Source organism: Streptosporangium sp. NPDC006930 (genome assembly GCF_040635605.1).
GTDB lineage: Bacteria > Actinomycetota > Actinomycetes > Streptosporangiales > Streptosporangiaceae > Streptosporangium.
Genome location: NZ_JBEYID010000015.1, coordinates 35,757 through 56,112 on the forward strand (window position 1 = coordinate 35,757; position 20,356 = coordinate 56,112).

Consider the following 20,356-nt stretch of genomic DNA (forward strand, 5'->3'; position numbering starts at 1 on the left):
GTCTCAGCGGCGGAGCACGAAGGCCTTCTCGTCGTCGCCCACGCCGACCGAGCCCACCGCCCACAGCGTGCCGCTGCCCGGCACCCGGGTCAGGACGGCGCCGCCCACGTCGTCGGTCTCCTCGTACTGCTGGGTGGCTGCATAGGTGCGAAACAGCGGACCGTACTCGCGCGACCAGGCGGTGCCGTCGAAGTGGAGGATGAGCGCCTGTCCGGCGTGGTCGGCGTCGACGCCGCTGATCCACACGTCGGAGCCGGAGGCGGTGACCCCGTACAGGCCTCCCCGGGAGACCGGCACCTCGACCCGCGTCCAGCGGGTCCCGTCCCAGCGCATGACGAGCGGTTGCGCCCCTTCGGCACCTCGCGTCTCCGACCCGGTCTCCTGGCCGGTCGAGACCCGTCCGACCGCCCACACCTCCGACGGCGAGACCTGCCAGACCGCGCTGAGACGACCGCCTTGGACCGGCGGCGTCTCCAGGCTCTCCCATGATCCGGCGGTGCCGCGCCAGACCAGCGGGGTGTGGGTCTCGCTCGTCCCCACCGCCCAGATGTGCCCCTGCCCGGAGGTGATCGCCTCGAAGGTGCCCCCGGTGGTCAGCACGTTGCGGAAACCGCCGTCCGCCCACTCGAGGACGACCGCGCCCGAGGGGCCGTTCGCGGCGAACCACGTGCCGCCGCCTGTCGCGACGTCGGCCAGTCGGTAGTCCTCGGCCACCCCGAAGGGCCGGTGCGGGCTCCACGCCCGCCCGTTCCAGTGTGCGGCGAACGCGCTCGGGCCGTTGCCCACCACCCACACGTCGTCGGGCCCGGCCGCGCCGACCCCCTCCAGGTGTTGGACGTCGGCCTCGTCGCCCAGGGAGATCTCCCTCCAGCGGCTCCCGTTCCAGCGAAGGACGGCGGGCGTGCCCTCCCGGTCCTCCGCGCTGTCCTGGTATCCGACGGCCCAGGCGTCACGGGGCCCGGTCGCCACCACGTCGAGCAACGCCGTCGCGCCCGACAGGTTCGCGCCCCCCACGGCCGTCCACTCGGCGGACGCGGCGACCGCCCCGGTCGCCGCCGGGGTCGCCTGACTCGCCGACGGGGCCCCTGGCGCCGGGTTCGGAGAACCCGGGGAAGGGGAGGCGGGGGCCGGCGAGGTGGTACCGCCCGGTGCGGCGGTGGGTTCGGGCGTCGCGGGGGCCCCGCCGCACGCTGCGATCAGGAGCGTACCGACGACCATGACCGCCATCGGGCGCGCTTTCACCATGCCCCCATTGTTCCGCATGCCTTCGCGATCCGGCCGTGCTCCGCGTGATTAGAACCGCCTGGCCGGGGCACCGGGGACGTAGGTGGGAGAGGATGTCGATGTCGAAGGCTGAAGAGGGCGGCAGACTCCGTGTTCGAGCCGACAAACACCGTAATTTCATCGCCCTGCACGCGGTGGGAGCACTGGACTACGGGTCCTCACCACTGCTGAAGGAACAGGCCGACGTCGCGCTGGGAGCGACGGATCACCCGCGCCTGGTGATCGATCTCACCGAGGTCACCTTCTGTGACTCCACCGGGTACGGCGTGCTCATGTACGCCCTCAACCGCGTTCGCCGGCTGGCGGGCTCGCTCGTCCTCGTCGGCCCGTCCGCCGTGATGAGGCAGCGGCTGAGGCGTCTCGGGGTGGCCGACCTGTTCGACGCCCGTCGTACGGTTGAAGAGGCGGTGGAAGCGTTTGCCGAGGTGACATGAGTGGCCATGTTTCTCCGCACTAGGGCGATCCACGCCGTATGAGACAGTTATGGTTGCTTGGGCAAAGGGTCGGTTCAGAAGGTTGGTCATGTTCGTGGGAGATGAGCCGGATTCGGTTTTCACCGCCACATCCGGGCTGCACGGTACGACACTTGTCGTACGGGCGAGCGGAGAGCTTGATCATTACCATACGTCTGTGCTCCGCGAGGAGATGGGAAGAGCGTGGGGCTCCCTTCCCTCACCGAAGCTCATCCTCGACCTGTCCGCCCTGACCTTCTGCGACTCCTCCGGGATCGGCGAGCTGCTCCAGGTGCGTCACCAGGGCCTGAGCAGAGGGGTGAGGGTCATCCTCACCGGTGTTCAGGGCAACCTGGCCCGGCGTCTCAACCTCGCCGGCCTGATCCAGGTGTTCGAGGTGCTCCCCTCCGTGGCCGACGCGCTCGAGGTGGCCTGAGCCCTCGCGAACGGCCCGGGGACAACGAGAAGACCGGCGCGGAGGAGCGCCGGAAGATCGGCCCGATCCCCGGCGGGTCAGACGGCGGCTTGGGTGGCGTGCTCCCGCCGCAGCCGGACACCGTCGACGCGTCCCTCGCGCTCGCGGAGGATGGTGCGAAGCACCCGCAGGCCGTCGCGGACGGCGTGCAGGTTGCTGGTGCCGTGGATGCGGCTGCGCTCGTGGCTGGGAACCTCGCGAATGACGAGGCCGGCCTGGGCGGCGCGGATGTTCATGAGGGTCTCGATCTCGAAGCCGTCGCAGTCGAGGTCGAGCGCGTCGAGGTGGCGGGCCCAGAAGGCGTTGTAGCCGTAGCACAGGTCGGTGTAGCGGGTGCCGTACAGCAGGTTGGTCACCTTGGTCAGCATCGTGTTGCCGAGCGAGCGGATCGGGCTGATGTCGTCCGAGCCTCCGCCGGGGGCACAGCGAGACCCTTTGGCGAAGTCGGCTCCCTCGACCAGCGCGGTCACGAAGGAGTGGATCTCCCGGCCGTCGGTGGACCCGTCGGCGTCGATCATGACGATGATGTCACCGGTCGCGGCGGCGAAACCCTCGGTGAGAGCGTTGCCCTTGCCCTTGCCCGTCTGGCGGACGACGCGCAGCCCGGGCCGCAGGGTCTTGGCGACGGCAACGGTGTCATCGGTGGAGTTGCCGTCGACCAGGATCACCTCGTCGATCCAGGACGGCAGGGTCGCGAAGACGTGCGGGAGGTTCTCCGCCTCGTTCATGGCGGGGACGACCACGCTGACACTGAAAGGAAAAGGGGCGCTGTTCATGGCTACAGGGTTGAACGCACCACCTGCAGAACACTTGAAAGCCTCTTGCAAGCCCTCACGTGACAGAGGATCGTGCCTTGTGACCTCCCCTTGGGGGTGGCGGGAGGGTCTCTTTGCCGACCGTTCCAAGGGGAGGCACGACCCGATGTGGATCGTGAGGGCTGTCAGAAGGGGAGCGTGCGACCCGAAGGGCTGCGCAGGTCGAGTGGCACCGGCTCACGGGGTGGACGCGGACGTTGTACGAGCAGGATCCTTTTCACGGTGCCGCTCCATTCTGGGCTTGATCACCGGGTGTTACCCATGCCAGGCCCAAGAATCACCTATCTTCGTATCACGTGAAGAACGCTGGCCACACGTTCCGCGGCCGTCGCGACGTCCTCCGCATGGCCGATGCGCCCCGCCCAGGACAGCCAGAACCACCACTCGCCGTCCTCCTCGTGGGCGGCGAGCACGTCCTCGGTCCTGGCCGGGGCCATGGGGTTGATCACATGAAGTCGTGGATAAAGCCCTGCGGCCGACCTCAGACGCACCTGAAAGGCGTGCGCCTCCAACTGGGTTGCCAACCGACGCAGGTGGTCGATGCCCTCGCCGCGCTCTGTCATCATCCGGCTCACTCCTGGCGGACACTGGTGACTTGCCTCTCTGCAGAGTGCGGTTTTGCGGCACTTGAGGCAATCGGTCCCTCCGCAACCCCCGCTGGGAACAGTGGAATAGACCGGAAAGTCGTGGATGTTCCGTGGGGAAACCGCGAATAAACGGAATGCCGCGCACGGCTGCGTTTACGCTGAGGTGCGCGCTTGTTAATGTTGTGTAAACAGCAAGCGGGAGGGGCGCCGTGGCCCGAGGTGAGCATTCGCCGGCATGTGCGCGACGCTGGCGCGAGCAGGCGGCGTCCAGGCAGTGGACCCACTGGCAGACCGCGCAGGCCATTCACGGCTGCTGCGGGGTGAGCCTGCTCAAGGCACACCGACTGGCCAGGGGCTGGTCGGCCAGGCAGTCCGTTCAGGAGCTGGAGGAGCTCTGTGAGCGCCAGGACCTGGGCGAGGCGCGGGCCAGCATCGACCTGCTCAACGCCTGGGAGAACAACCGGGCACGGCCGCGCCCGCAGACCATCGATCTACTGGCTCGACTTTACCGTGCGAACGCCGTCAGGCTAGGCCTGGCCGGAGATTACTGCGAGGACGGCGGGGGCGCCAAGGTCGTGGTCGTCTCCGGCGGCGAGGGCCGCGCGCCGTACCAGACGGAGGAGCGGGAACGGTCCGAAGACGACATCGAGCGGCGCGCACTGTTCCACCAGGCGCTGCTCGGCTCGCGGTCGGTGATGACCGGCCGGCTGCTCGCCGAGGTCGAGCGGACCCGCCAGGACCTGGACCGTACGCTCGCCGTCTCCACCGTCTCCGAGGAGCAGCTCGACCGGCTCGACGAGCAGGTGCTGCGCTACCGGCGCGAATACATCAGCAGCGCGCCGGTGCCGATGCTCTACCGGCTGATGCTGGAGCTGTCGGACGTGCGGATGCTCTCGCTGGCCCGCCAGCCCGCGATGGCCCAGCGCCGCCTGCTCAACGCCACCGTGATGCTGGCGCTGCTCTCGGCCGACGCGCTGATGAAGCTCGGCGACACCCGCCAGGCCCACGCCTGGTACGGCACCGCGCGCAACGCCTCCGACGACATGGGCGACGTGCGGCTGCGCGCCCTCGTCCGGGCACAGCAGGCGATGCTCCCCTACTACTACGGCGACCTCGCCGAGACCGTGCGGCTCGCCCGCGAGGCCAGGATGCTCGCCGGCAGTGCCCCCAGTTCCCCGGCGGCGCTCGGCGCGGCGGCGGAGGCGCGGGCGCTGGCACGAATGGGCGAGCACAAGGCCGCGAGGGTCGCGCTGGCCGAGGCGGAGCGCATCTTCGCCAAGATGCCTCCCGAGGGCCACGACCACCTGGCCTTCCGCTTCTCCGAGCGGCGGCTGCAGTTCTACAGGATCGGCACCCTGATCGAGCTCGGCGAGGACGTCGTCTGGAACCCGGGGCCCGCGGGACCTTCGGTGCCGTACGCGATCGACCCGGTCCTCCTCCTGCTCGACCAGGCCGCGCACCTGGTCCGCGACGGCAAGGTCGAGGACGCCTGCCACCTGGCCGAGAAGGCACTCCTCCAGGTTCCGCTGGAGCACCGCACCTCCATCGTGCTCAACCGCGCGAAGGCGCTGCTGTCGGAGGTGCCGCAGACCAGAAACAGGGCGGCGGCGGTGCGACGTCTGAACGACCTGGTCACCGGCGCGGCGCCGGTCAGCTGATGAACTCGCTCGCCGAGGAGGCGTTCACCGTCTTGCGGGAGGTCTGCGAGAACCTCGGCATCGACCACAGGGACGCGGAGCTGCTGAGGGTGCGCAGCAACGCCGTCTTCAAGCTGCGCAGTGAGATCGTGGTCAGGATCGCCACCGCTCCCAACGCGCTGACCCGGCTGCCGCTCGTCCTCGCGGTGGCCCGCTGGCTCGCCGAGCAGGGGTTCCCCGCGGTGCGCCCGGCCGACGAGATCTCCGAGCAGCCCGTGGTGCACGAGGGCAGGGTCGTCACCTTCTGGCACTACGTCCCGGCGAGCGGTCGTCCCACCACCACGGAGCTGGGCGAGATCCTGCGCAGCCTGCACCTGCTGCCGGTGCCGCCGGTGGCGTTGCGGCGTTTCGTCGACCCGCTGTGCGAGGTACGTCGCGCCGTGGACCGCTCCGAAGAGCTCACCCCCTGCCAGCGGGCGTGGCTGCGCGATCGCATCGCGGAGCTGACGGAGCGCTGGTCGGATCTCGGCATGGACGACTCGCCGGTGCTGCTGCACGGCGACGCGTGGATCGACAACCTGTTGCGCTGCACGGACGGACACGTGGTGCTCTGCGACTGGGACGGCGTCGCGGTCGGGCCTCGCGAGTGGGACCTGGTCCACACCTACCACGGCCAGCGGCGCTTCGGCCTGACCGCCGCCGACGTGGACGCCTTCGCCGACGCGTACGGCAGCGACCTGCGTTCCTGGCCGGGATACTCCACCCTCATGGAGGTGAGGGACATCTACGCGGTGGGCATCCACATCCGCAACGCCGCCGCCGACCCCTTCTCCCGGCGTGAGCTTCCCCGAAGACTGAATTCCCTCACCCGAGGTGAGCAACATGCCCGGTGGTACATGGCCGAACCCGTTAGTGTCTCCCAGTAAAAATCTTCAAACGGGGGCACAAGATGCCAAAGGTCACACTGCGCAACACCTTCCACGTACAGAACACCGCGGCGGCGGTCCGTGCCCACCTGAGCCAGCCGCAGAGCTACGTGGGCCTCTCGCCGATGGTGGTCGCGGTCAAGGACGTCGAGCAGGGAGAGTCGGAGACCCGCTACACCTCGGTGGAACGGTTCAGGTTCTTCGGCCTCGTCAAATACGACAACATGATCAAGGTGACGCTGCGGAGCACGCCGCGGACCGTCGAGGGTGAGGTCGACAGCCCCGGCGGGGTGCGCCTGGACTACCGGTTCACCCTCAGCGAGAAGGGCGGGGGCACCGAGGTCGAGGACATCCTCGTGGTGCACGCCTGGGCGAGGCCGATGCTGGGCTACGCCGCGAAGAAGGCCCGCGAGGTGCAGCTCGCCCGCGCCGGGATCCTCGCCGCCCGCCTCGCCTCCTAGGCTCCCCTTCACGATCGCCGCCGTGGGGGCGGCGGGTGAGGATCTAGGGTGGGAGGTGTGAGGGCGCCCACGGTCACCGGGAAGGTCATGGCCATCCTCGGCGCGTTCCTGCCGGGAGACGTGCGGCTGACACTCACCGAGATCTGCCGTCGCGCCGAGCTGCCTCCCGCCACCGGACACCGGCTGGTCAAGGAGCTGGCGGAGGGCGGGTTCGTGGAGCGGCTCCCCGACGGCTCCTACCGGATCGGGATGCTCCTGTGGCAGATCGGCGCCCAGGCCGCGGAGCCGAGGGAGCTGCGCGAGCTCGCCCTGCCGTACATGGAGGACCTCTACGCCGCCACCCGCGAGAACGTGCAGCTCGCGGTGCTCCGCGACGACCGGGCGCTGTACGTCGAGCGACTGCGCGGACCCACCTCCGTGCCGGTCGTCTCGCGCGTGGCGGGGGAGTTGCCGCTGCACGCGACCGGGGTCGGAAAGGTCCTGCTCGCCTTCGCGGACCCGGAGACGGTGGAGCGGGTGCTCGCCGGAGGGCTCACCTCGCACGCGCCGAACACGGTGGTGGACCCGGCGCGGCTCCGCGGTGAGCTGGAGGAGGTCCGCAGGACCGGGATCGCCTGCACGCAGGAGGAGATGTCGGTCGGCACCTGCTCGGTCGCGGTGCCGGTACGGGGCGCGGGTGGCCGGGTGGTGGCGGCGTTGTCGCTGGTGGCCTGGCGGCACACCGCCGATCCGCGACGGCTGGCACCGGCCGTGCTGACCGCGGCCGCCGCGCTCTCCCGCGACCTCGTCGCCGCTTTCCGCTGAGCGGAAGAAGGCGGTATGCGCGAGCGGACGGTACGGGATGCTCGACGCATGCGAACTCAGGTCGGGATCGTCGGCGCGGGACCCGCCGGGCTGCTCCTCTCCCATCTGCTGCACCTGCGGGGCATCGACTCGGTGGTTTTGGAGGCGCGGAGCAGGGAGTACGTGGAACAGCGCGTGCGGGCCGGGGTGCTGGAGCAGGGCACGGTGGACGTGCTCAACGAGGCGGGGGTCGGCGACCGGATGCGCGCCGAAGGGCTGCCGCACCACGGCATCGAGCTGCGCTACGGCGGAGCCGGGCATCGCATCGCGTTCGAGAGGCTGGTCCCCGGCAGGGCCATCACCGTCTACGGGCAGCAGGAGGTCGTCAAGGACCTCATCGCCCGGCGGCTCGCCGACGGCGGGAAAATCCTCTTCGACGTCCCCGACGTCGCGCTGCACTCGCTGGAGAAGGACCCCTACCTCACCTTCAGGGGCGAGCGCCTCGACTGCGACGTCATCGCCGGGTGCGACGGTTTCCACGGCGTCTCGCGGACGTCGATCCCCGAGGGCGTCCTGTCGGTCTTCCAGCGTGACTATCCGTTCGCCTGGCTCGGCATCCTCGCGCGGGTCCCGCCGTCGTCCGAGGAGCTGATCTACTCCCGTAACGACCGAGGTTTCGCGCTGCACAGCATGCGCTCCGAGGAGATCAGCCGCTTCTACCTCCAGGTGCCGCCGGACGCCTCGCTCGACGACTGGCCGGACGAGCGGATCTGGGCCGAACTGCGGGCACGCCTGGAGACGGTACCCGGGTTCACGCTGGCCGAGGGGCCGATCATCTCCAGGGACCTGTCGGCGATGCGCTCGTTCGTCGCCGAGCCGATGCGCCACGGCAACCTCTACCTCGCCGGGGACGCCGCCCACATCGTGCCGCCCACCGGGGCGAAGGGACTCAACCTGGCCGTCGCCGACGTCCGGCTGCTGACCAGGGCACTGGAGGAGTTCTACACCAAGGGCTCCACCGGGCTGCTGGACACCTACTCCGCCGACTGTCTCAGGCGCGTCTGGCGCGCCCAGCACTTCTCCTGGTGGATGACGACACTGCTGCACACCTTCGACGCCGACGACCCCTACGGGCGGCGCCTGCAGACCTCCCACCTCGACTACGTCACCTCCTCGGAGGCCGCCGCGACCACGCTCGCGGAGAACTACGTCGGCCTGCCCTTCGACTCCTGAGCCCTCGCCCCCTCACGGACCCGCGTCACCTCACCACAGGCTGCCTGCTCCGCCTCCCTGTCGGTACGACCTGTCGCGGTCCGGAGGGGGAGCGGTCCCGGCTGTTCGACGTCCGCCTCCGGGGTGACGGCGGGAGGGCGTTTTCCGCCCGCCGGGCTCAGCGCTCGCCGGGGCGGACGAGGCCGTGCTCGTAGGCGTACCTGACCGCCTCGGCGCGGTCGCGCAGGGCGAGTTTGGCGAGCAGACGGTTGACGTGGGTGCCGACCGTGGACTCGGCGACGAAGAGGGTGGTGGCGATCTCCGAGTTGTTCAGGCCGCGGCCGATCAGGGTGAGGACCTCCCGCTCCCGCGGGGTGACGGCCGAAGGGAGGGGGGAGGTGCCCACATAGCCCGCCATGACCCGGGCGGTGATGGCGGGGTCCAGGGCGCCCAGGCCACGTGCCGCCGTGCGGATCGCGGTGAACAGCTGCTCGGGCGGCGAGGTCTTGAGCAGGAAGCCGCTCACCCCCACGCGCAGGGCCCCGTCGAGGTTCTCGTCGGTGTCGTACGTCGTCAGGATGAGGACCTTGGGCGGGTCCTGGTCGGCCAGGAGTTCGCGGGCCGCGGCGATGCCGGACAGGCGGGGCATCGAGATGTCGAGCAGTACCAGGTCGGGGCCGAGGCGTCTGACCGTCTCCACGGCCTCGCGCCCGTCGGCGGCCTCGCCGATCACCCGGATGTCCGGCTGGGTGCCGAGGATGAGCCGGAGCCCGCGGCGGATCATGGCCTGATCGTCGGCCAGTACGACGGTGATGGTCATTCGGCACTCCTTCACGGTCTCCCGTTCAACCGGCGGGTTTTTCCCCGGTGGCCCGCACCGCCAGTGGGAACGAGGCGCTGACGCCGTAACCGCCGCCCCTCAGAGGCCCGGTGGCGAGCCGCCCGTGGAAGAGCGCGACCCGCTCCCGCATGCCGATCAGGCCGTGCCCGGCGCCCTGGAGTCCGATGTGGCCGTCTTCGGGGCCGTCGTCGACTACCTCCAGGCTGAGCGTACGCGGCAGGTGGGAGACGGTGACCGCGACGCGTGCGGGGCCCGCGTGCTTGAGCGTGTTGGTCAGCGCCTCCTGGATGATGCGGTAGGCCGACAGCTCCAGCCCCGCCGGGAGCGGCCGGGCCTCGCCCCGCACGGTCAGCTTCACCTCCAGCCCGGCGGCGCGTACCTGTTCCATCAGGTCCTCCAGCCGGGCCAGGCTGGGCTGCGGGGCGAGCCCGTCCTCGCCGGAGTCGGTGCGCAGCAGGCCGAGCATGCGGCGCAGCTCTTCGACCGCCTCGCGGCCGGCCTCCTCGACCAGGGCGAGCGTCTCGCGTTCGACCAGCTGGTCGGGGCGGAGCATCAGCCTGGCCGCGCCGGCCTGCATGACCATCACACTCACGCTGTGGGCGACCACGTCGTGCAGTTCGCGGGCGATCCGGGTGCGCTCCTCGGCCACGGCCTCGCGGGCGAGCAACTCGCCGTGCTCTCGCGCCTGGACCGCGACCTGCCGGTGCCGCCACACGGCGAAGCCCGTTCCGCCGGCGATGGAGGTCATCACCACGGCCACCGCCATGTCCCCGGGGCCGAAGGGGTGGTCGACGGTGAGCATCATCGACCCGACGAAGAGTCCGGTGACCACGAGCCCGAGCACGGTCCTGGGGTCTCGCGGGGGAATCTCGCTGACCAGGGTGAACAGCAGGACGAGCTGGGTGTAGAACTGCCAGGCCGCGGCGAGGTCGCCGAAGTACGCGAAGCTCGCCGCACTCGCCAGCGAGTAGACGGTCAGGACCGTGAACGGGGCATGGCGCCGTACGAGCACCAGGGCCGCCGCGACCATCACCGTGACCAGCCACAGCGAGGACTGTTCGTGGTCGAGAGCCGACGTGCGCGCGCTGAGCTCCTCGGTGAGCCCGAACGCGGCCATCACCGCCGCGATCAGCCAGTCGACGGCGGTGGGCGGTAAACGACGGCTCATGACGCGGGAGGAGGGAGGTGCGGCATGGCGTGAGGGTAAGGGGTGGGAAAGGAGGTTGACATCCCTCTTTGGGCTGATTGCGGGTCATGGCAGGCCTTGATGATGCTGAAAGGCGCGGTACGTAGTTTTCGAGCCATGTTCACACTCACCAATCCTGACGCGTTCCGTCGCGGGGTCGCGGGCGTCAGCCTCATCCTCGCCCCCCTCTGCCTGCTGCTGGGCATGATCGTCGATCCCCTGGAGTTCGGGGTCGAGGACACCCTCGGCTACGCGGAGAACCCCGGGGCGGCCGGGGTGAGCGCGACGCTCCTGCACTACGCCTGGGTGCTCTGGGTGCCCGGGGTGATCGGCATGGTTCACCTCGTCCGGCGCAGAGGGGTCGTCCTCGCACACCTGGCCGGAGTGGCCGCCGTGATCGGACTGATCAACTTCTCCTCGCTGATGATCTCCGACTTCTTCGACATCGTGCTCTACCAGCAGCTCCCCGAGGAGACGGCGACGAGGATCCTGCAGGACGCCGCACAGCCCGCGCTGATCTTCGCCTGGCAGATCCCGGGCATGGCCGGTTCCTTCTTCGGCCTGGTCCTGGTGGCCGTGGCGTACACTCGCGCGGGCCGGGCCGGGTGGTGGTTCCCGGCCGGCGTGTTCGCCGGGCTGGTGGTCTGGGTGATCGGCGCGCGGCTGTGGAACCCGCTGCTCGGCTACTCGGGCCCGCTTCTCCTGCTGGTCGTCTTCGGCGCGGTGGGCGTGGCGATGATCCGGATGAGCGACGAGGAGTGGAGCCCGTCCCGCGCACCGGTCGTCGCGTGACCGCTTCCCGGCGGGCGGCGCGCTCGCGGGGGCTCACCCCGAGGGGGACCCTGATGAGGGCCGCCCTACCATCGGAGGTTTTCCCGCAGGTCAGGCAGGCGGGGCGGGGGCCGTGCCGGGGAGGACGGCGCTACCTGGCCCCGACATCCCTACGGGATCGTTCAGGGATGTCGGAGGGCTCTCTCCGATATTCCGGAATCCTGGTCGTCGCCATCGTTGAGGCATGGGAAGTCAGGCGTTCACGGGGTCGGCGATGGTCTTCGGTGGTTACGCGGCGATCGGCGCCGGGGCCGCCGCGATGCTCGGGCTGCACGTGGTCACCGGCCTCGATCCGGTGCACACCGTGATCAGCGAGTACGCGTTCGAGGCGGACGGCTGGTTGCTGCCCCTGTCGCTCACGCTCTTCGCCGCCGCGGCGACGATCATCGGGGCGGTGCTGGCCCGGCGCGGGGAGGACCGCGCGGTGGCACTGCTGGTCGGAGTCTGGGGCCTGTGCATGCTGCTGATCGGAGCCTTCCCCACCGACGAGCCCGGCGTGCCGCTCTCGATGTCAGGTGGCATCCACAGGTACGCGGCGTTCGTGGCCTTCCTCACCATGCCGATCGCGGGGCTGCTCCTCGCCAGGCGGTACGCGACCAGCCCGTACGCCCGCGCGGTCCGGTTGCTCAGCCTGGCCGCGATGGGCGTGCTGGTCCTGGTGGTCCTCCCGTACGCGGTGCGGATGTTCGGCGTGGACCTGGCCAACGACGACATCCCCGCGGGGGTGACCCAGCGGCTGGTGGTGGGCTTCGAGGTGGCGGTGCTGGCCATGCTGGGGATGGTGGCCGGTGCCCGGCGCGGACGCGTCCGCCGTCCGCTCCCGGCGGCCGCCCGCGCCTGACCCGTTCCCGGTTTGTCGTACGGCTGCCCTACGCTCCCGGAAAGTCGATCGATCGAGAAGGTGGAGCATGGCCGCGCGGAGCACTTACCTGGAACTGTCCGAGGACGGCGGAAGCTCGCACAAGTTCTACGAGGTCGTGGTCGACGGGACCGAGGTGACGATCAGGTACGGCCGCATCGGCGAGTCCGGCCAGTCCAAGGCGTCGGCGTTCGCCAGTGAGGCGAAGGCGGAGGCGGCCGCCGCGAAGAAGATCAACGAGAAGGTCCGCAGGGGGTACGCCCCCGCGGTCCAGGGAGTGCGCCAGCGCCGCACGGTCACCCGGCGCAGCGTGGAGAGCAGTCGCTCCACGGCCACCCAGGCGCCGGTGCTGTGGCGCTTCGCCAGCGGCGCGGCGGCGTTCGGCATCTTCGTCGACTCCGAGCGCTGCTGGGTCGGCAACCAGCGCGGCGACGTCTACACCGTCACCCACGGCGGCACCGTCACCGGCCGCTTCAAGCTGCCGGACGGGGTCAAGTGCATCGTCGGCGACGACTTCTGGATCTACGCGGGCGCCGACGACGGCAAGGTCTACGACCTCGGCGGCAAGGTTCCCAGGGTCGCGTACGAGATCGCCGAGGACGTCGACATCTACTGGCTGGACATCCACGACGGCGTGCTCGGCGTCTCCGACCGGGCAGGGCGGATCACCACCATCGACCACGAGGACGAGTTCCAGTGGGCGCGCAAGGGCAGGGGCGACTCGGCCTGGATGGTCCGTTGCGACGACGAGGCCGTCTACCACGGCCACTCCACCGGCGTGGCCCGCTACGACGCCGCCGACGGAGCGCCGGTCTGGGAGACGCCCCTCACCGGCGCGGTGCTCTTCGGCTGGCAGGAGGCCGACTCGGTCTACGCGGGAACCTCGCGCTCCACCGTGCACCGCCTGCGCAAGTCCGACGGCGCCTCCCAGGCGGTCTACCGCTGCGACGCCACCGTCTTCTCCTGCGCCACCGCCCCCGGCGGCCGGTACGTCTTCGCCGGAGACAACCACTCCTCGATCTACTGCTTCGACCAGAGCGGCGAGCGCCTGTGGAAGCTGGCCACCGGCTGCGGTTCCGCCTTCTCCATGCAGTATCTCGACGACCGCCTCTACATCGTCACCACCGACGGCACCCTGGCCTGCATCGACGCGACCGAGGAGGCGATCAGGGCGGCCCAGGACGGCACCCTCCCCGAGGCCGTCGACGTCAAGGCGTCCGCCGGGCTGGCGGTGGTGGAGCCCACCGCCGTGCTGGAGACCGTGGTGTTCGACAGCGTCCCGGACACCGGCGACGGTGTGGTGCTCGAGTGCTTCCGCGAGGGCGAGCGACTCCGGGTGCGGGTCCTCAGCGAGGGCTACGACGCGCGGCGGAACGTGCAGTTCCCCAAGGGCGTCAGAGAGGCCGGGGCCCGCTACCTCGTGGAGGGCGTCCGATTCTCCGAGCGCGGGGGTTTCTACCGCGCGTACGGAGACATCAGGCGCCTGCTCTGAGCTGCCGGGCGGACGTTCGTCAAGCAGACGGGATCTTGTCATAGTGCCGCGAGGCGCCGGGCCGCCCTGGCGTCTCCGGAGTATCGAGGGAGCTTTTCTCACCCGGGAATGTCGGATACCGAGCACGCTTTCCGAGGCGTCTCAAGCGGATCGGGAGGACGGGGAGGACCCGTCACGGGCAGGCCGACGACAGCGGGACAAGCCCGGCGCGGGCCGGAACCGAGGGTGAGGGTTCCGGCCCGCGCCGGAGCGGGTCAGGACGGGACGTTCCACTTCTGGTTGGCGGTGCCGCCGCAGGTCCAGATCTGCAGGCGGGTGCCGTTCGCGCTGGACTGGCCGGTGGCGTCCAGGCACTTGTTGGCGGCCGGGTTCACGAGATCCCGGGCCCCGCTGTAGACCCACCGCTGTGCCGCGGTGCCGTTGCAGTCGTACAGCTGGATGGGGGTGCCGTCGGCGGTGGAGGCGGCGGTGACGTCCAGGCACTTGCCCAGGGCGCGCACGGTGCCGTCGGTGCCCATGGTCCACTGCTGTGCGCCGGTGCCGTTGCAGTCGTACAGCTGGATGGGGGTGCCGTTCGCGGTGTTGGCCGCGGCGACGTCGACGCACTTGCCGCCGATGCCGGTGATCTGCCCCGTACGGCCACCGCCGGTCGGCGGGGCGTAGACGCGGACGTAGTCGATGGTGAGCTGCTGGGGGAAGGTGGTCGAGGCGTCGGGCGAGCCCGGCCAGTTCCCGCCGACGGCGAGGTTGAGGATCATGAAGAACGGGTGGTCGTAGACCCAGGGGTTGCCCCGCGTGTCGGCGGGGGTCTTCCTGGAGTACTGGACGCCGTCGACGTACCAGGTCACCGCGCCGGGCTCCCAGTCGACGGTGAAGGTGTGGAAGGCGTCGGCGAAGGCCTGGCCGGCGGGGAGGTTGTAGCTGCCGCTCAGCGGGTTGCCCCCCGAGTAGCCGGGGCCGTGGAGGCTGCCGAGCACCTGCCCGGGGACGCTGCCGACGTTCTCCATGATGTCGATCTCACCGTTGGCGGGCCACTGGGCCCCTCCGGTGCCCAGCATCCAGAACGCGGGCCACATGCCCTTGCCCCTGGGGAGCTTCATCCGCGCCTCGAAGCGGCCGTAGGCGCGCGTGAAGGTCGCGGCGGTGGTCAGCTTGCCCGAGGTGTACTCGCACGAGCCGTACCAGCAGCCGTGTCCCGCGGGGTTGCCCTTGCGGGCGGTGATGACCAGGTTGCCCGCGCCGTCGTGGGCGATGTTCTCGTTGCCGGACGTGTAGTACTGCCGCTCGTTGTTGCCCCAGCCTCCGCCGCCGACGTCCCGGCGCCATTTGGCGTTGTCGGGGCCGGTGCCGGAGGCCGCGTTGAACTCGTCCGACCACACGAGGGGTCCGGGGGCCGGGGCGGCGAGGGCCTGCTGGGTGGCGCTCTGGACGGCGGTGGCCTGGGCCCCCGCCTGGGAGGGGACGAGCGTGGCGGAGCCGAGGGCGAGGAGTGTCGCGGCGAGGAGGCCGCCGATCCGCGCGAACCGCGTCCGCGAGGGGCGAGGGCCGGTAGGGGGTGCCGGGCTGGTGACGATCATCGGCTGTTCCTTTCGAACCGGTGTCCGCTGGAGGGGGGTCACGGTCTAGAAGCCGGCCGTGATGCGGGTGAACTCCCAGTTGGGCTGGGAGATGCCGCTGCACTCGGAGGAGGCGTTGCCGCCGGGGCAGGGACGGTCGCGGTTGACCGCCCAGTAGGCGAAGCGGGTCAGGCCCTTGGACCTGGCCCAGTCGCGGATCTGGGTCCAGGCCTGGGTGGTGGTGAGCTCACCCTGGTCCGACAGGCCGTTCATGCCGGAGATGCCCATACGGGCGTACGCCTGCGCGTCGGTCCAGCCGTTGGCGGCCTTGAGCGCGTTCTTCAGCCCCTCCGAGGAGCTGACGGTGGCGTTGTAGATGTTCGAGGCGCCGAAGTTGAACGGCATGATCGTGTAGTTGTCGATCGGCACGGCGAGCGCCTTGGCCTGGTTGATCAGGCGGACACCGGCCGAGGTGGGGCCGTTCACCCCGGTGCCGAAGGTGACGGCGATCTTGACGTTCGGGTTGTTCTGCTTGACGATCTTCAGGCCGTTGAGGATGCGGTCCTGGACGGTGTAGTTCTCGAACTCGTCGGTGTTCTCGATGTCGAAGTCGACGACCGCGGGGCCGACGGCGTTGATCACCTGCTGCACCGCTCCGGCGTAGGCGGCCGGGGTGGAGCAGTTCGGGCCGAGCTTGTTGCCCGACCATCCGCCGAAGGAGACCTGGACGCTGCCGCCCGCGGCCTTGATCTGGTTGATCGCGGCCTGGTCGGCGCCGCCGGTCAGCGGCCTTGAGCCGTCCCAGGCGGGGTTGCAGCCGCCGCTGGACAGGATGAACGCCATGGTGAAGGACTTCACGCCGGTGGTGCTCATGATCGTTGCCGGGCTCGGCGGGTTTCCCCAGCCCATGTAGAGGTAGGGGGCTCCGGCCATCTTGCCGGCCGGCGGGGGCGTGGTGCCGCCGTCGCTCGGGGCGTTCCACTTCTGGTTGGCGGTGCCGCCACAGGTCCAGATCTGCAGGCGGGTGCCGTTCGCGCTGGACTGGCCGGTGGCGTCCAGGCACTTGTTGGCGGCCGGGTTCACCAGGTCGTTCGCGGCGCTGTAGGCCCACTGCTGTGCCGCGGTGCCGTTGCAGTCGTACAGCTGGATCTGCGCTCCGTCGGCGGTGGAGGCGGCGGTGACGTCCAGGCACTTGCCCAGGGCGCGCACGGTGCCGTCGCCGTTGCGGGTCCACTGCTGTGCCGCGGTGCCGTTGCAGTCATACAGCTGGATGGGGGTGCCGTTCGCGGTGTTGGCCGCGGCGACGTCGACGCACTTGCCGCCGATGCCGGTGATCTGCCCGGTGGCGGCGGCGGCCGGGGACGCGGTGGTCACGCCGGCGAGGGCGAGAACGACGACGGTGAACATCCCGCCGAGAGTGGCCGGGAGCGACATGCGACGGCGCCGGGGAGGCGGCTGTCCTGTGTCCATGCGCGGATTTCCTTCCGTCTTGGGAGGCGACGTGCGGGTGACGTCACGCCCGGGCGGGGACGTGACGTGCGCGTGACCTCACGACCCGTACGAGCGGGGGACATGCGGGCGGTGCCGGACGCGGAGAGCGTGCCTTTCGCGGGCGGCCGTACGGCGTCCCTGAAATGGGTCGCCATGCGGCGGCACGCGCCGCTCGGCGCGTCCTGGGCCCTGCCGCGACGGATACGGCAGGGAGAACGGGAGCCCTCACGGGCGGGAGGCGGTCGGTGTGCCCCCCGTTCGTGAAGGGGTGTTGTCAGGGTGGTGGAGCGGGGCGCGGCCACCGCGCCCGCCGCCACACGGCGTCAGGAAAGCGAGTCATGGAGGTCCCTTCGCGGCAGGCTCTCGCTTGCCCGGACCTTAGGACAGACTTCGTTCCTTGGTCAATACAAGCAGTAAAAAAAGCATCACAGCACCGGTCTCATGTTCGTGCGGACCGCTGTGAGCTCTCGGAAAAAATGGAAAGTTTGTTTACGGTAGAAGCCCTGAGAGGAACGTTCCAGAGCTCTACGTTGTCAGGATCCCCTGTCAGGAAATCTCGGGTGGGTGCCGGAGGGGGTGCGAGAGACCCGATGCGGCGACGCTCAGGACGGGGTGTGTACTCCTCCGGCCTCGTTCGCGGACACCCGGGGTCGCGCCCTGCGGGGCCGCCGTCCGCGAGCGGGGCCTGTGCCGGTGAGGGGCCGCCGGCTGTGAGCGGGGACCGGGGTCGGCGAGGGCCCGTCGTCTGTGAACGGGGTCGGCGTCCCCGGTCGTCGGTCTCGCGCCGGGGACGTCTCGCGCCGGGGACACGGCGTCGCGTGCCGGTCCCCGGCGATGTGTCCCGCGGGTGTGCGGGGCCTGCGGATATCTAGCGTTTGCCGCCTGAGCCGTCGAGCCCCGCGCGACGCAGGGCGTCGGCCATCGCGCCGCTCGGCGCGTTGCGCTGCCGGTCGCCGCGTCCCTGTCCGCCGCCCTGGCCGCCGCGTCCCTGGCCGCCACCGCGCCTGCCGCCGCCGTCACCCTGGCGCTGCCCGCCGCCACCCTGCTGGTCACGCTGGTCGCGCGGCCCACGGGGCCCCGAGGGCTTGACGTCGTCCTCCAGGCGGAGGGTGAGCGAGATGCGCTTGCGCGGGATGTCGACGTCGAGCACCTTCACCCGGACGATGTCGCCGGGCTTGACCACCTCGCGCGGGTCCTTGACGAAGGTGTGCGACAGCGCCGACACGTGGACCAGGCCGTCCTGGTGCACACCGACGTCGACGAACGCGCCGAAGGCGGCGACGTTGGTGACCACGCCCTCCAGCAGCATGCCGGGCTTGAGGTCGGAGATCTTCTCCACGCCCTCCTTGAAGGTCGCGGTCTTGAAGGCCGGACGCGGGTCGCGGCCCGGCTTCTCCAGTTCGGCGAGGATGTCGGTGACGGTCGGCAGGCCGAAGGTGTCGTCCACGAACTCCTGCGGGCGCAGGGCACGCAGCGCCGTACCGTTGCCGATCAGGGACGCGAGGTCGCCGCCGGTGCTCTTCAGGATGCGCCGCACCACCGGGTACGCCTCCGGGTGCACGCTGGAGGTGTCGAGCGGGTCGTCGCCGTCGCGGATGCGCAGGAAGCCCGCGCACTGCTCGAAGGCCTTCGGGCCGAGCCTCGGCACCTCCTTCAGCGCCTTGCGGGAGCGGAAGGGCCCGTTGGCGTCGCGGTGCTGGACGATGTTCTCCGCGAGCCCGGAGCCGATACCGGAGACCCGGGTGAGCAGCGGCGCGGAGGCGGTGTTGACGTCGACGCCGACCGCGTTCACACAGTCTTCCACCACGGCGTCGAGAGAGCGGGAGAGCTTGGTCTCGGCGAGGTCGTGCTGGTACTGGCCGACGCCGATCGACTTGGGATCGATCTTCACCAGCTCGGCGAGGGGGTCCTGGAGCCGCCTGGCGATCGAGACGGCGCCGCGCAGCGACACGTCCATGCCGGGCAGCTCCTGGGAGGCGAACGCGGAGGCGGAGTAGACCGAGGCCCCGGCCTCGGACACCACGATCTTGGTCAGGCCGGGGACCAGCTTGACCAGCTCGCCCGCGAGCTTGTCGGTCTCGCGCGAGGCGGTGCCGTTGCCGATCGAGACGAGCTCCACGCCGTGCTTCTTCGCCAGCGTGGCGAGGGTGGCCAGCGACTGGTCCCACTGGCGGCGCGGCTCGTGGGGGTAGACGGTGTCGGTGGCCAGCACCTTGCCGGTCGCGTCGACCACCGCGACCTTCACGCCGGTGCGCAGCCCGGGGTCCAGCCCCATGGTCGCGCGGCTCCCCGCGGGCGCGGCGAGCAGCAGGTCGCGCAGGTTCGCGGCGAACACGCGTACCGCCTCCTCCTCGGCGGCCTGCCACATGCGCGTCCGCAGGTCGATGCCGAGGTGGACGAGGATGCGGGTGCGCCAGGCCCAGCGGACCGTGTCGGCCAGCCACGCGTCGGCGGGCCTTCCCCGGTCGGAGATGCCGAAGCGGTGCGCGATGCGGCCCTCGTAGGTGCCGGTTGGCTCCTGCTCAGGCTCCAGGGTGAGGGTGAGAACCTCCTCCTTCTCGCCGCGGAACATCGCCAGGATCCGGTGCGAGGGCAGTTTGGTGAACGGCTCGGCGAAGTCGAAGTAGTCGGAGAACTTGGCGCCCTCCTCCTCCTTGCCCTCGCGGACCGCCGCGAGGAGGCGGCCCTTCGTCCACATCCGTTCGCGTAGCTCACCGACGAGGTCGGCGTCCTCGCCGAACCGCTCGACCAGGATCGCGCGGGCACCGTCCAGCGCGGCGGTGGCGTCGGCCACCCCCTCGCCGACGAACGCCTCGGCCGCGGCCCGCGGATCGACCGACGGGTCGGCGAGCAGGCCGTCGGCGAGCGGTTCGAGCCCCGCCTCCCTCGCGATCTGCGCCTTGGTCCGCCGCTTGGGCTTGTACGGGAGGTAGATGTCCTCCAGGCGGGCCTTGGAGTCGGCGAGGAGGATCTGCGCGCGCAAGGCGTCGTCGAGCTTGCCCTGGGCGTCGATCGACTCCAGGATCGCGGTGCGCCGCTCCTCCAGCTCCCGCAGGTAACGCAGCCTCTCCTCCAGCATGCGCAGCTGCGTGTCGTCGAGCATCTCGGTGGCTTCCTTGCGGTAGCGGGCGATGAACGGCACGGTGGCCCCGCCGTCGAGCAGGTCCACCGCCGCACTCACCTGTCGCTCGCGCACACCCAGCTCTTCGGCGATCCGCTGATGAATAGACGTGGTCACGATCTCTCTTCCTCTGTGATGGCAGTCCCAAGTTACCGCCTCACCCCCCTGCCGGCCCGGAGAGCCGGAGGGATGAATCACCCGAGATCGGGAGGAGAACCGTACGCTCGGCGGTCCCCCGCTGAACGCGCCGGTCGTCCGAGGCGATGAGGTCGGGAACTCCGCTGCCCTCGCGGGCGGACCGCCGCCAGAACGCCTGAAGGGTGTACCGGGAGGGGTGCTCAGGCGGG

General features: G+C 70.5%; 18 protein-coding genes. 10 read left to right on the forward strand and 8 right to left on the reverse strand.

Translation table 11 applies throughout. The annotated features are described in order from the left end of the window. Positions 1-3: 3 nt before the first annotated feature. Positions 4-1,245, reverse strand: a complete 1,242-nt coding sequence (locus ABZ664_RS24800; protein ID WP_362514497.1) for a hypothetical protein — start codon at positions 1,243-1,245, stop codon at positions 4-6. Positions 1,246-1,343: 98 nt separating this feature from the next. On the opposite strand from ABZ664_RS24800, the gene ABZ664_RS24805 reads away from it, so the two are divergent. Beyond that, entirely contained in the window at positions 1,344-1,718 is a 375-nt protein-coding gene (locus ABZ664_RS24805; RefSeq protein ID WP_362514500.1) for an STAS domain-containing protein, read from the forward strand. 88 nt (positions 1,719-1,806) lie between these two features. Further along, complete coding sequence (locus tag ABZ664_RS24810; RefSeq protein ID WP_362514503.1) at positions 1,807-2,172, forward strand: STAS domain-containing protein; 366 nt, start codon at positions 1,807-1,809, stop codon at positions 2,170-2,172. A 77-nt stretch (positions 2,173-2,249) separates the two neighbouring features. On the opposite strand, the gene ABZ664_RS24815 is transcribed toward ABZ664_RS24810, so the two are convergent. Then, complete coding sequence (locus ABZ664_RS24815) at positions 2,250-2,987, reverse strand: glycosyltransferase family 2 protein (RefSeq protein WP_362514506.1); 738 nt, start codon at positions 2,985-2,987, stop codon at positions 2,250-2,252. Between the two features lie 320 nt (positions 2,988-3,307). Next, positions 3,308-3,592: a hypothetical protein gene (locus ABZ664_RS24820; protein WP_350945285.1), complete on the reverse strand. Its 285-nt coding sequence runs from the start codon at positions 3,590-3,592 to the stop codon at positions 3,308-3,310. Positions 3,593-3,822: 230 nt separating this feature from the next. Between ABZ664_RS24820 and ABZ664_RS24825 the strand changes: the two genes are divergently transcribed. The 5 genes from ABZ664_RS24825 to ABZ664_RS24845 are packed head-to-tail and all read left to right on the forward strand — an operon-like array spanning position 3,823 to position 8,653. After that, the gene (locus ABZ664_RS24825; RefSeq protein ID WP_362514509.1) at positions 3,823-5,271 is read left to right on the forward strand and encodes a helix-turn-helix transcriptional regulator; all 1,449 of its coding nucleotides are present in this window, start codon (positions 3,823-3,825) and stop codon (positions 5,269-5,271) included. Further along, a complete protein-coding gene (locus tag ABZ664_RS24830) occupies positions 5,271-6,176 on the forward strand; it encodes an aminoglycoside phosphotransferase family protein (protein WP_362514512.1) in 906 nt (301 codons plus the stop codon). The genes ABZ664_RS24825 and ABZ664_RS24830 overlap by 1 nt, the downstream gene beginning before the upstream one ends. A gap of 23 nt (positions 6,177-6,199) precedes the next feature. Further along, positions 6,200-6,637 carry an SRPBCC family protein gene (locus ABZ664_RS24835; protein WP_362514514.1) on the forward strand — a complete coding sequence of 146 codons (438 nt, stop codon included), beginning with the start codon at positions 6,200-6,202 and terminating at the stop codon, positions 6,635-6,637. Positions 6,638-6,694: 57 nt separating this feature from the next. After that, positions 6,695-7,441, forward strand: coding sequence for an IclR family transcriptional regulator (locus tag ABZ664_RS24840; RefSeq protein ID WP_362514517.1), 747 nt, complete (start codon positions 6,695-6,697; stop codon positions 7,439-7,441). Between the two features lie 48 nt (positions 7,442-7,489). Then, the gene (locus ABZ664_RS24845; RefSeq protein WP_362514519.1) at positions 7,490-8,653 is read left to right on the forward strand and encodes a 4-hydroxybenzoate 3-monooxygenase; all 1,164 of its coding nucleotides are present in this window, start codon (positions 7,490-7,492) and stop codon (positions 8,651-8,653) included. A 157-nt stretch (positions 8,654-8,810) separates the two neighbouring features. On the opposite strand, the gene ABZ664_RS24850 is transcribed toward ABZ664_RS24845, so the two are convergent. Both ABZ664_RS24850 and ABZ664_RS24855 read right to left on the reverse strand, forming a co-directional pair. After that, a complete protein-coding gene (locus tag ABZ664_RS24850) occupies positions 8,811-9,452 on the reverse strand; it encodes a response regulator transcription factor (protein WP_362514522.1) in 642 nt (213 codons plus the stop codon). A 25-nt stretch (positions 9,453-9,477) separates the two neighbouring features. Beyond that, positions 9,478-10,641: a sensor histidine kinase gene (locus tag ABZ664_RS24855; RefSeq protein ID WP_362514525.1), complete on the reverse strand. Its 1,164-nt coding sequence runs from the start codon at positions 10,639-10,641 to the stop codon at positions 9,478-9,480. 135 nt (positions 10,642-10,776) lie between these two features. On the opposite strand from ABZ664_RS24855, the gene ABZ664_RS24860 reads away from it, so the two are divergent. The 3 genes from ABZ664_RS24860 to ABZ664_RS24870 all read left to right on the forward strand — a co-directional run bounded on the left by ABZ664_RS24860 (position 10,777) and on the right by ABZ664_RS24870 (position 13,841). Beyond that, complete coding sequence (locus tag ABZ664_RS24860; RefSeq protein WP_362514528.1) at positions 10,777-11,451, forward strand: hypothetical protein; 675 nt, start codon at positions 10,777-10,779, stop codon at positions 11,449-11,451. A 223-nt stretch (positions 11,452-11,674) separates the two neighbouring features. After that, positions 11,675-12,331 carry a DUF998 domain-containing protein gene (locus ABZ664_RS24865; RefSeq protein WP_362514530.1) on the forward strand — a complete coding sequence of 219 codons (657 nt, stop codon included), beginning with the start codon at positions 11,675-11,677 and terminating at the stop codon, positions 12,329-12,331. 67 nt (positions 12,332-12,398) lie between these two features. Beyond that, positions 12,399-13,841 carry a WGR domain-containing protein gene (locus ABZ664_RS24870; RefSeq protein ID WP_362514533.1) on the forward strand — a complete coding sequence of 481 codons (1,443 nt, stop codon included), beginning with the start codon at positions 12,399-12,401 and terminating at the stop codon, positions 13,839-13,841. Positions 13,842-14,095: 254 nt separating this feature from the next. On the opposite strand, the gene ABZ664_RS24875 is transcribed toward ABZ664_RS24870, so the two are convergent. The 3 genes from ABZ664_RS24875 to ABZ664_RS24885 all read right to left on the reverse strand — a co-directional run bounded on the left by ABZ664_RS24875 (position 14,096) and on the right by ABZ664_RS24885 (position 20,126). After that, on the reverse strand, positions 14,096-15,418 hold the full coding sequence (locus ABZ664_RS24875) for a family 16 glycosylhydrolase (RefSeq protein ID WP_362514536.1): 1,323 nt from the start codon (positions 15,416-15,418) through the stop codon (positions 14,096-14,098). 45 nt (positions 15,419-15,463) lie between these two features. Beyond that, positions 15,464-16,867 carry a ricin-type beta-trefoil lectin domain protein gene (locus ABZ664_RS24880; RefSeq protein ID WP_362514539.1) on the reverse strand — a complete coding sequence of 468 codons (1,404 nt, stop codon included), beginning with the start codon at positions 16,865-16,867 and terminating at the stop codon, positions 15,464-15,466. Between the two features lie 889 nt (positions 16,868-17,756). Further along, positions 17,757-20,126 (reverse strand): Tex family protein, encoded by a 2,370-nt coding sequence (locus tag ABZ664_RS24885; RefSeq protein WP_362514542.1) that lies wholly within the window; start codon positions 20,124-20,126, stop codon positions 17,757-17,759. Positions 20,127-20,356 lie beyond the last annotated feature (230 nt).

Bases quoted from the DNA above. Each gene is read 5' to 3' on its own strand.
- ABZ664_RS24830 (WP_362514512.1), top strand. From the start codon at position 5,271: ATGAACTCGCTCGCCGAGGAGGCGTTCACCGTCTTGCGGGAGGTCTGC.
- ABZ664_RS24870 (WP_362514533.1), top strand. From the start codon at position 12,399: ATGGCCGCGCGGAGCACTTACCTGGAACTGTCCGAGGACGGCGGAAGC.
- ABZ664_RS24860 (WP_362514528.1), top strand. From the start codon at position 10,777: ATGTTCACACTCACCAATCCTGACGCGTTCCGTCGCGGGGTCGCGGGC.
- ABZ664_RS24845 (WP_362514519.1), top strand. From the start codon at position 7,490: ATGCGAACTCAGGTCGGGATCGTCGGCGCGGGACCCGCCGGGCTGCTC.
- ABZ664_RS24835 (WP_362514514.1), top strand. From the start codon at position 6,200: ATGCCAAAGGTCACACTGCGCAACACCTTCCACGTACAGAACACCGCG.
- ABZ664_RS24865 (WP_362514530.1), top strand. From the start codon at position 11,675: ATGGGAAGTCAGGCGTTCACGGGGTCGGCGATGGTCTTCGGTGGTTAC.
- ABZ664_RS24805 (WP_362514500.1), top strand. From the start codon at position 1,344: ATGTCGAAGGCTGAAGAGGGCGGCAGACTCCGTGTTCGAGCCGACAAA.
- ABZ664_RS24850 (WP_362514522.1), bottom strand. From the start codon at position 9,452: ATGACCATCACCGTCGTACTGGCCGACGATCAGGCCATGATCCGCCGC.
- ABZ664_RS24880 (WP_362514539.1), bottom strand. From the start codon at position 16,867: ATGGACACAGGACAGCCGCCTCCCCGGCGCCGTCGCATGTCGCTCCCG.
- ABZ664_RS24815 (WP_362514506.1), bottom strand. From the start codon at position 2,987: ATGAACAGCGCCCCTTTTCCTTTCAGTGTCAGCGTGGTCGTCCCCGCC.
- ABZ664_RS24810 (WP_362514503.1), top strand. From the start codon at position 1,807: ATGTTCGTGGGAGATGAGCCGGATTCGGTTTTCACCGCCACATCCGGG.
- ABZ664_RS24855 (WP_362514525.1), bottom strand. From the start codon at position 10,641: ATGAGCCGTCGTTTACCGCCCACCGCCGTCGACTGGCTGATCGCGGCG.
- ABZ664_RS24820 (WP_350945285.1), bottom strand. From the start codon at position 3,592: ATGATGACAGAGCGCGGCGAGGGCATCGACCACCTGCGTCGGTTGGCA.
- ABZ664_RS24800 (WP_362514497.1), bottom strand. From the start codon at position 1,245: ATGGTGAAAGCGCGCCCGATGGCGGTCATGGTCGTCGGTACGCTCCTG.
- ABZ664_RS24875 (WP_362514536.1), bottom strand. From the start codon at position 15,418: ATGATCGTCACCAGCCCGGCACCCCCTACCGGCCCTCGCCCCTCGCGG.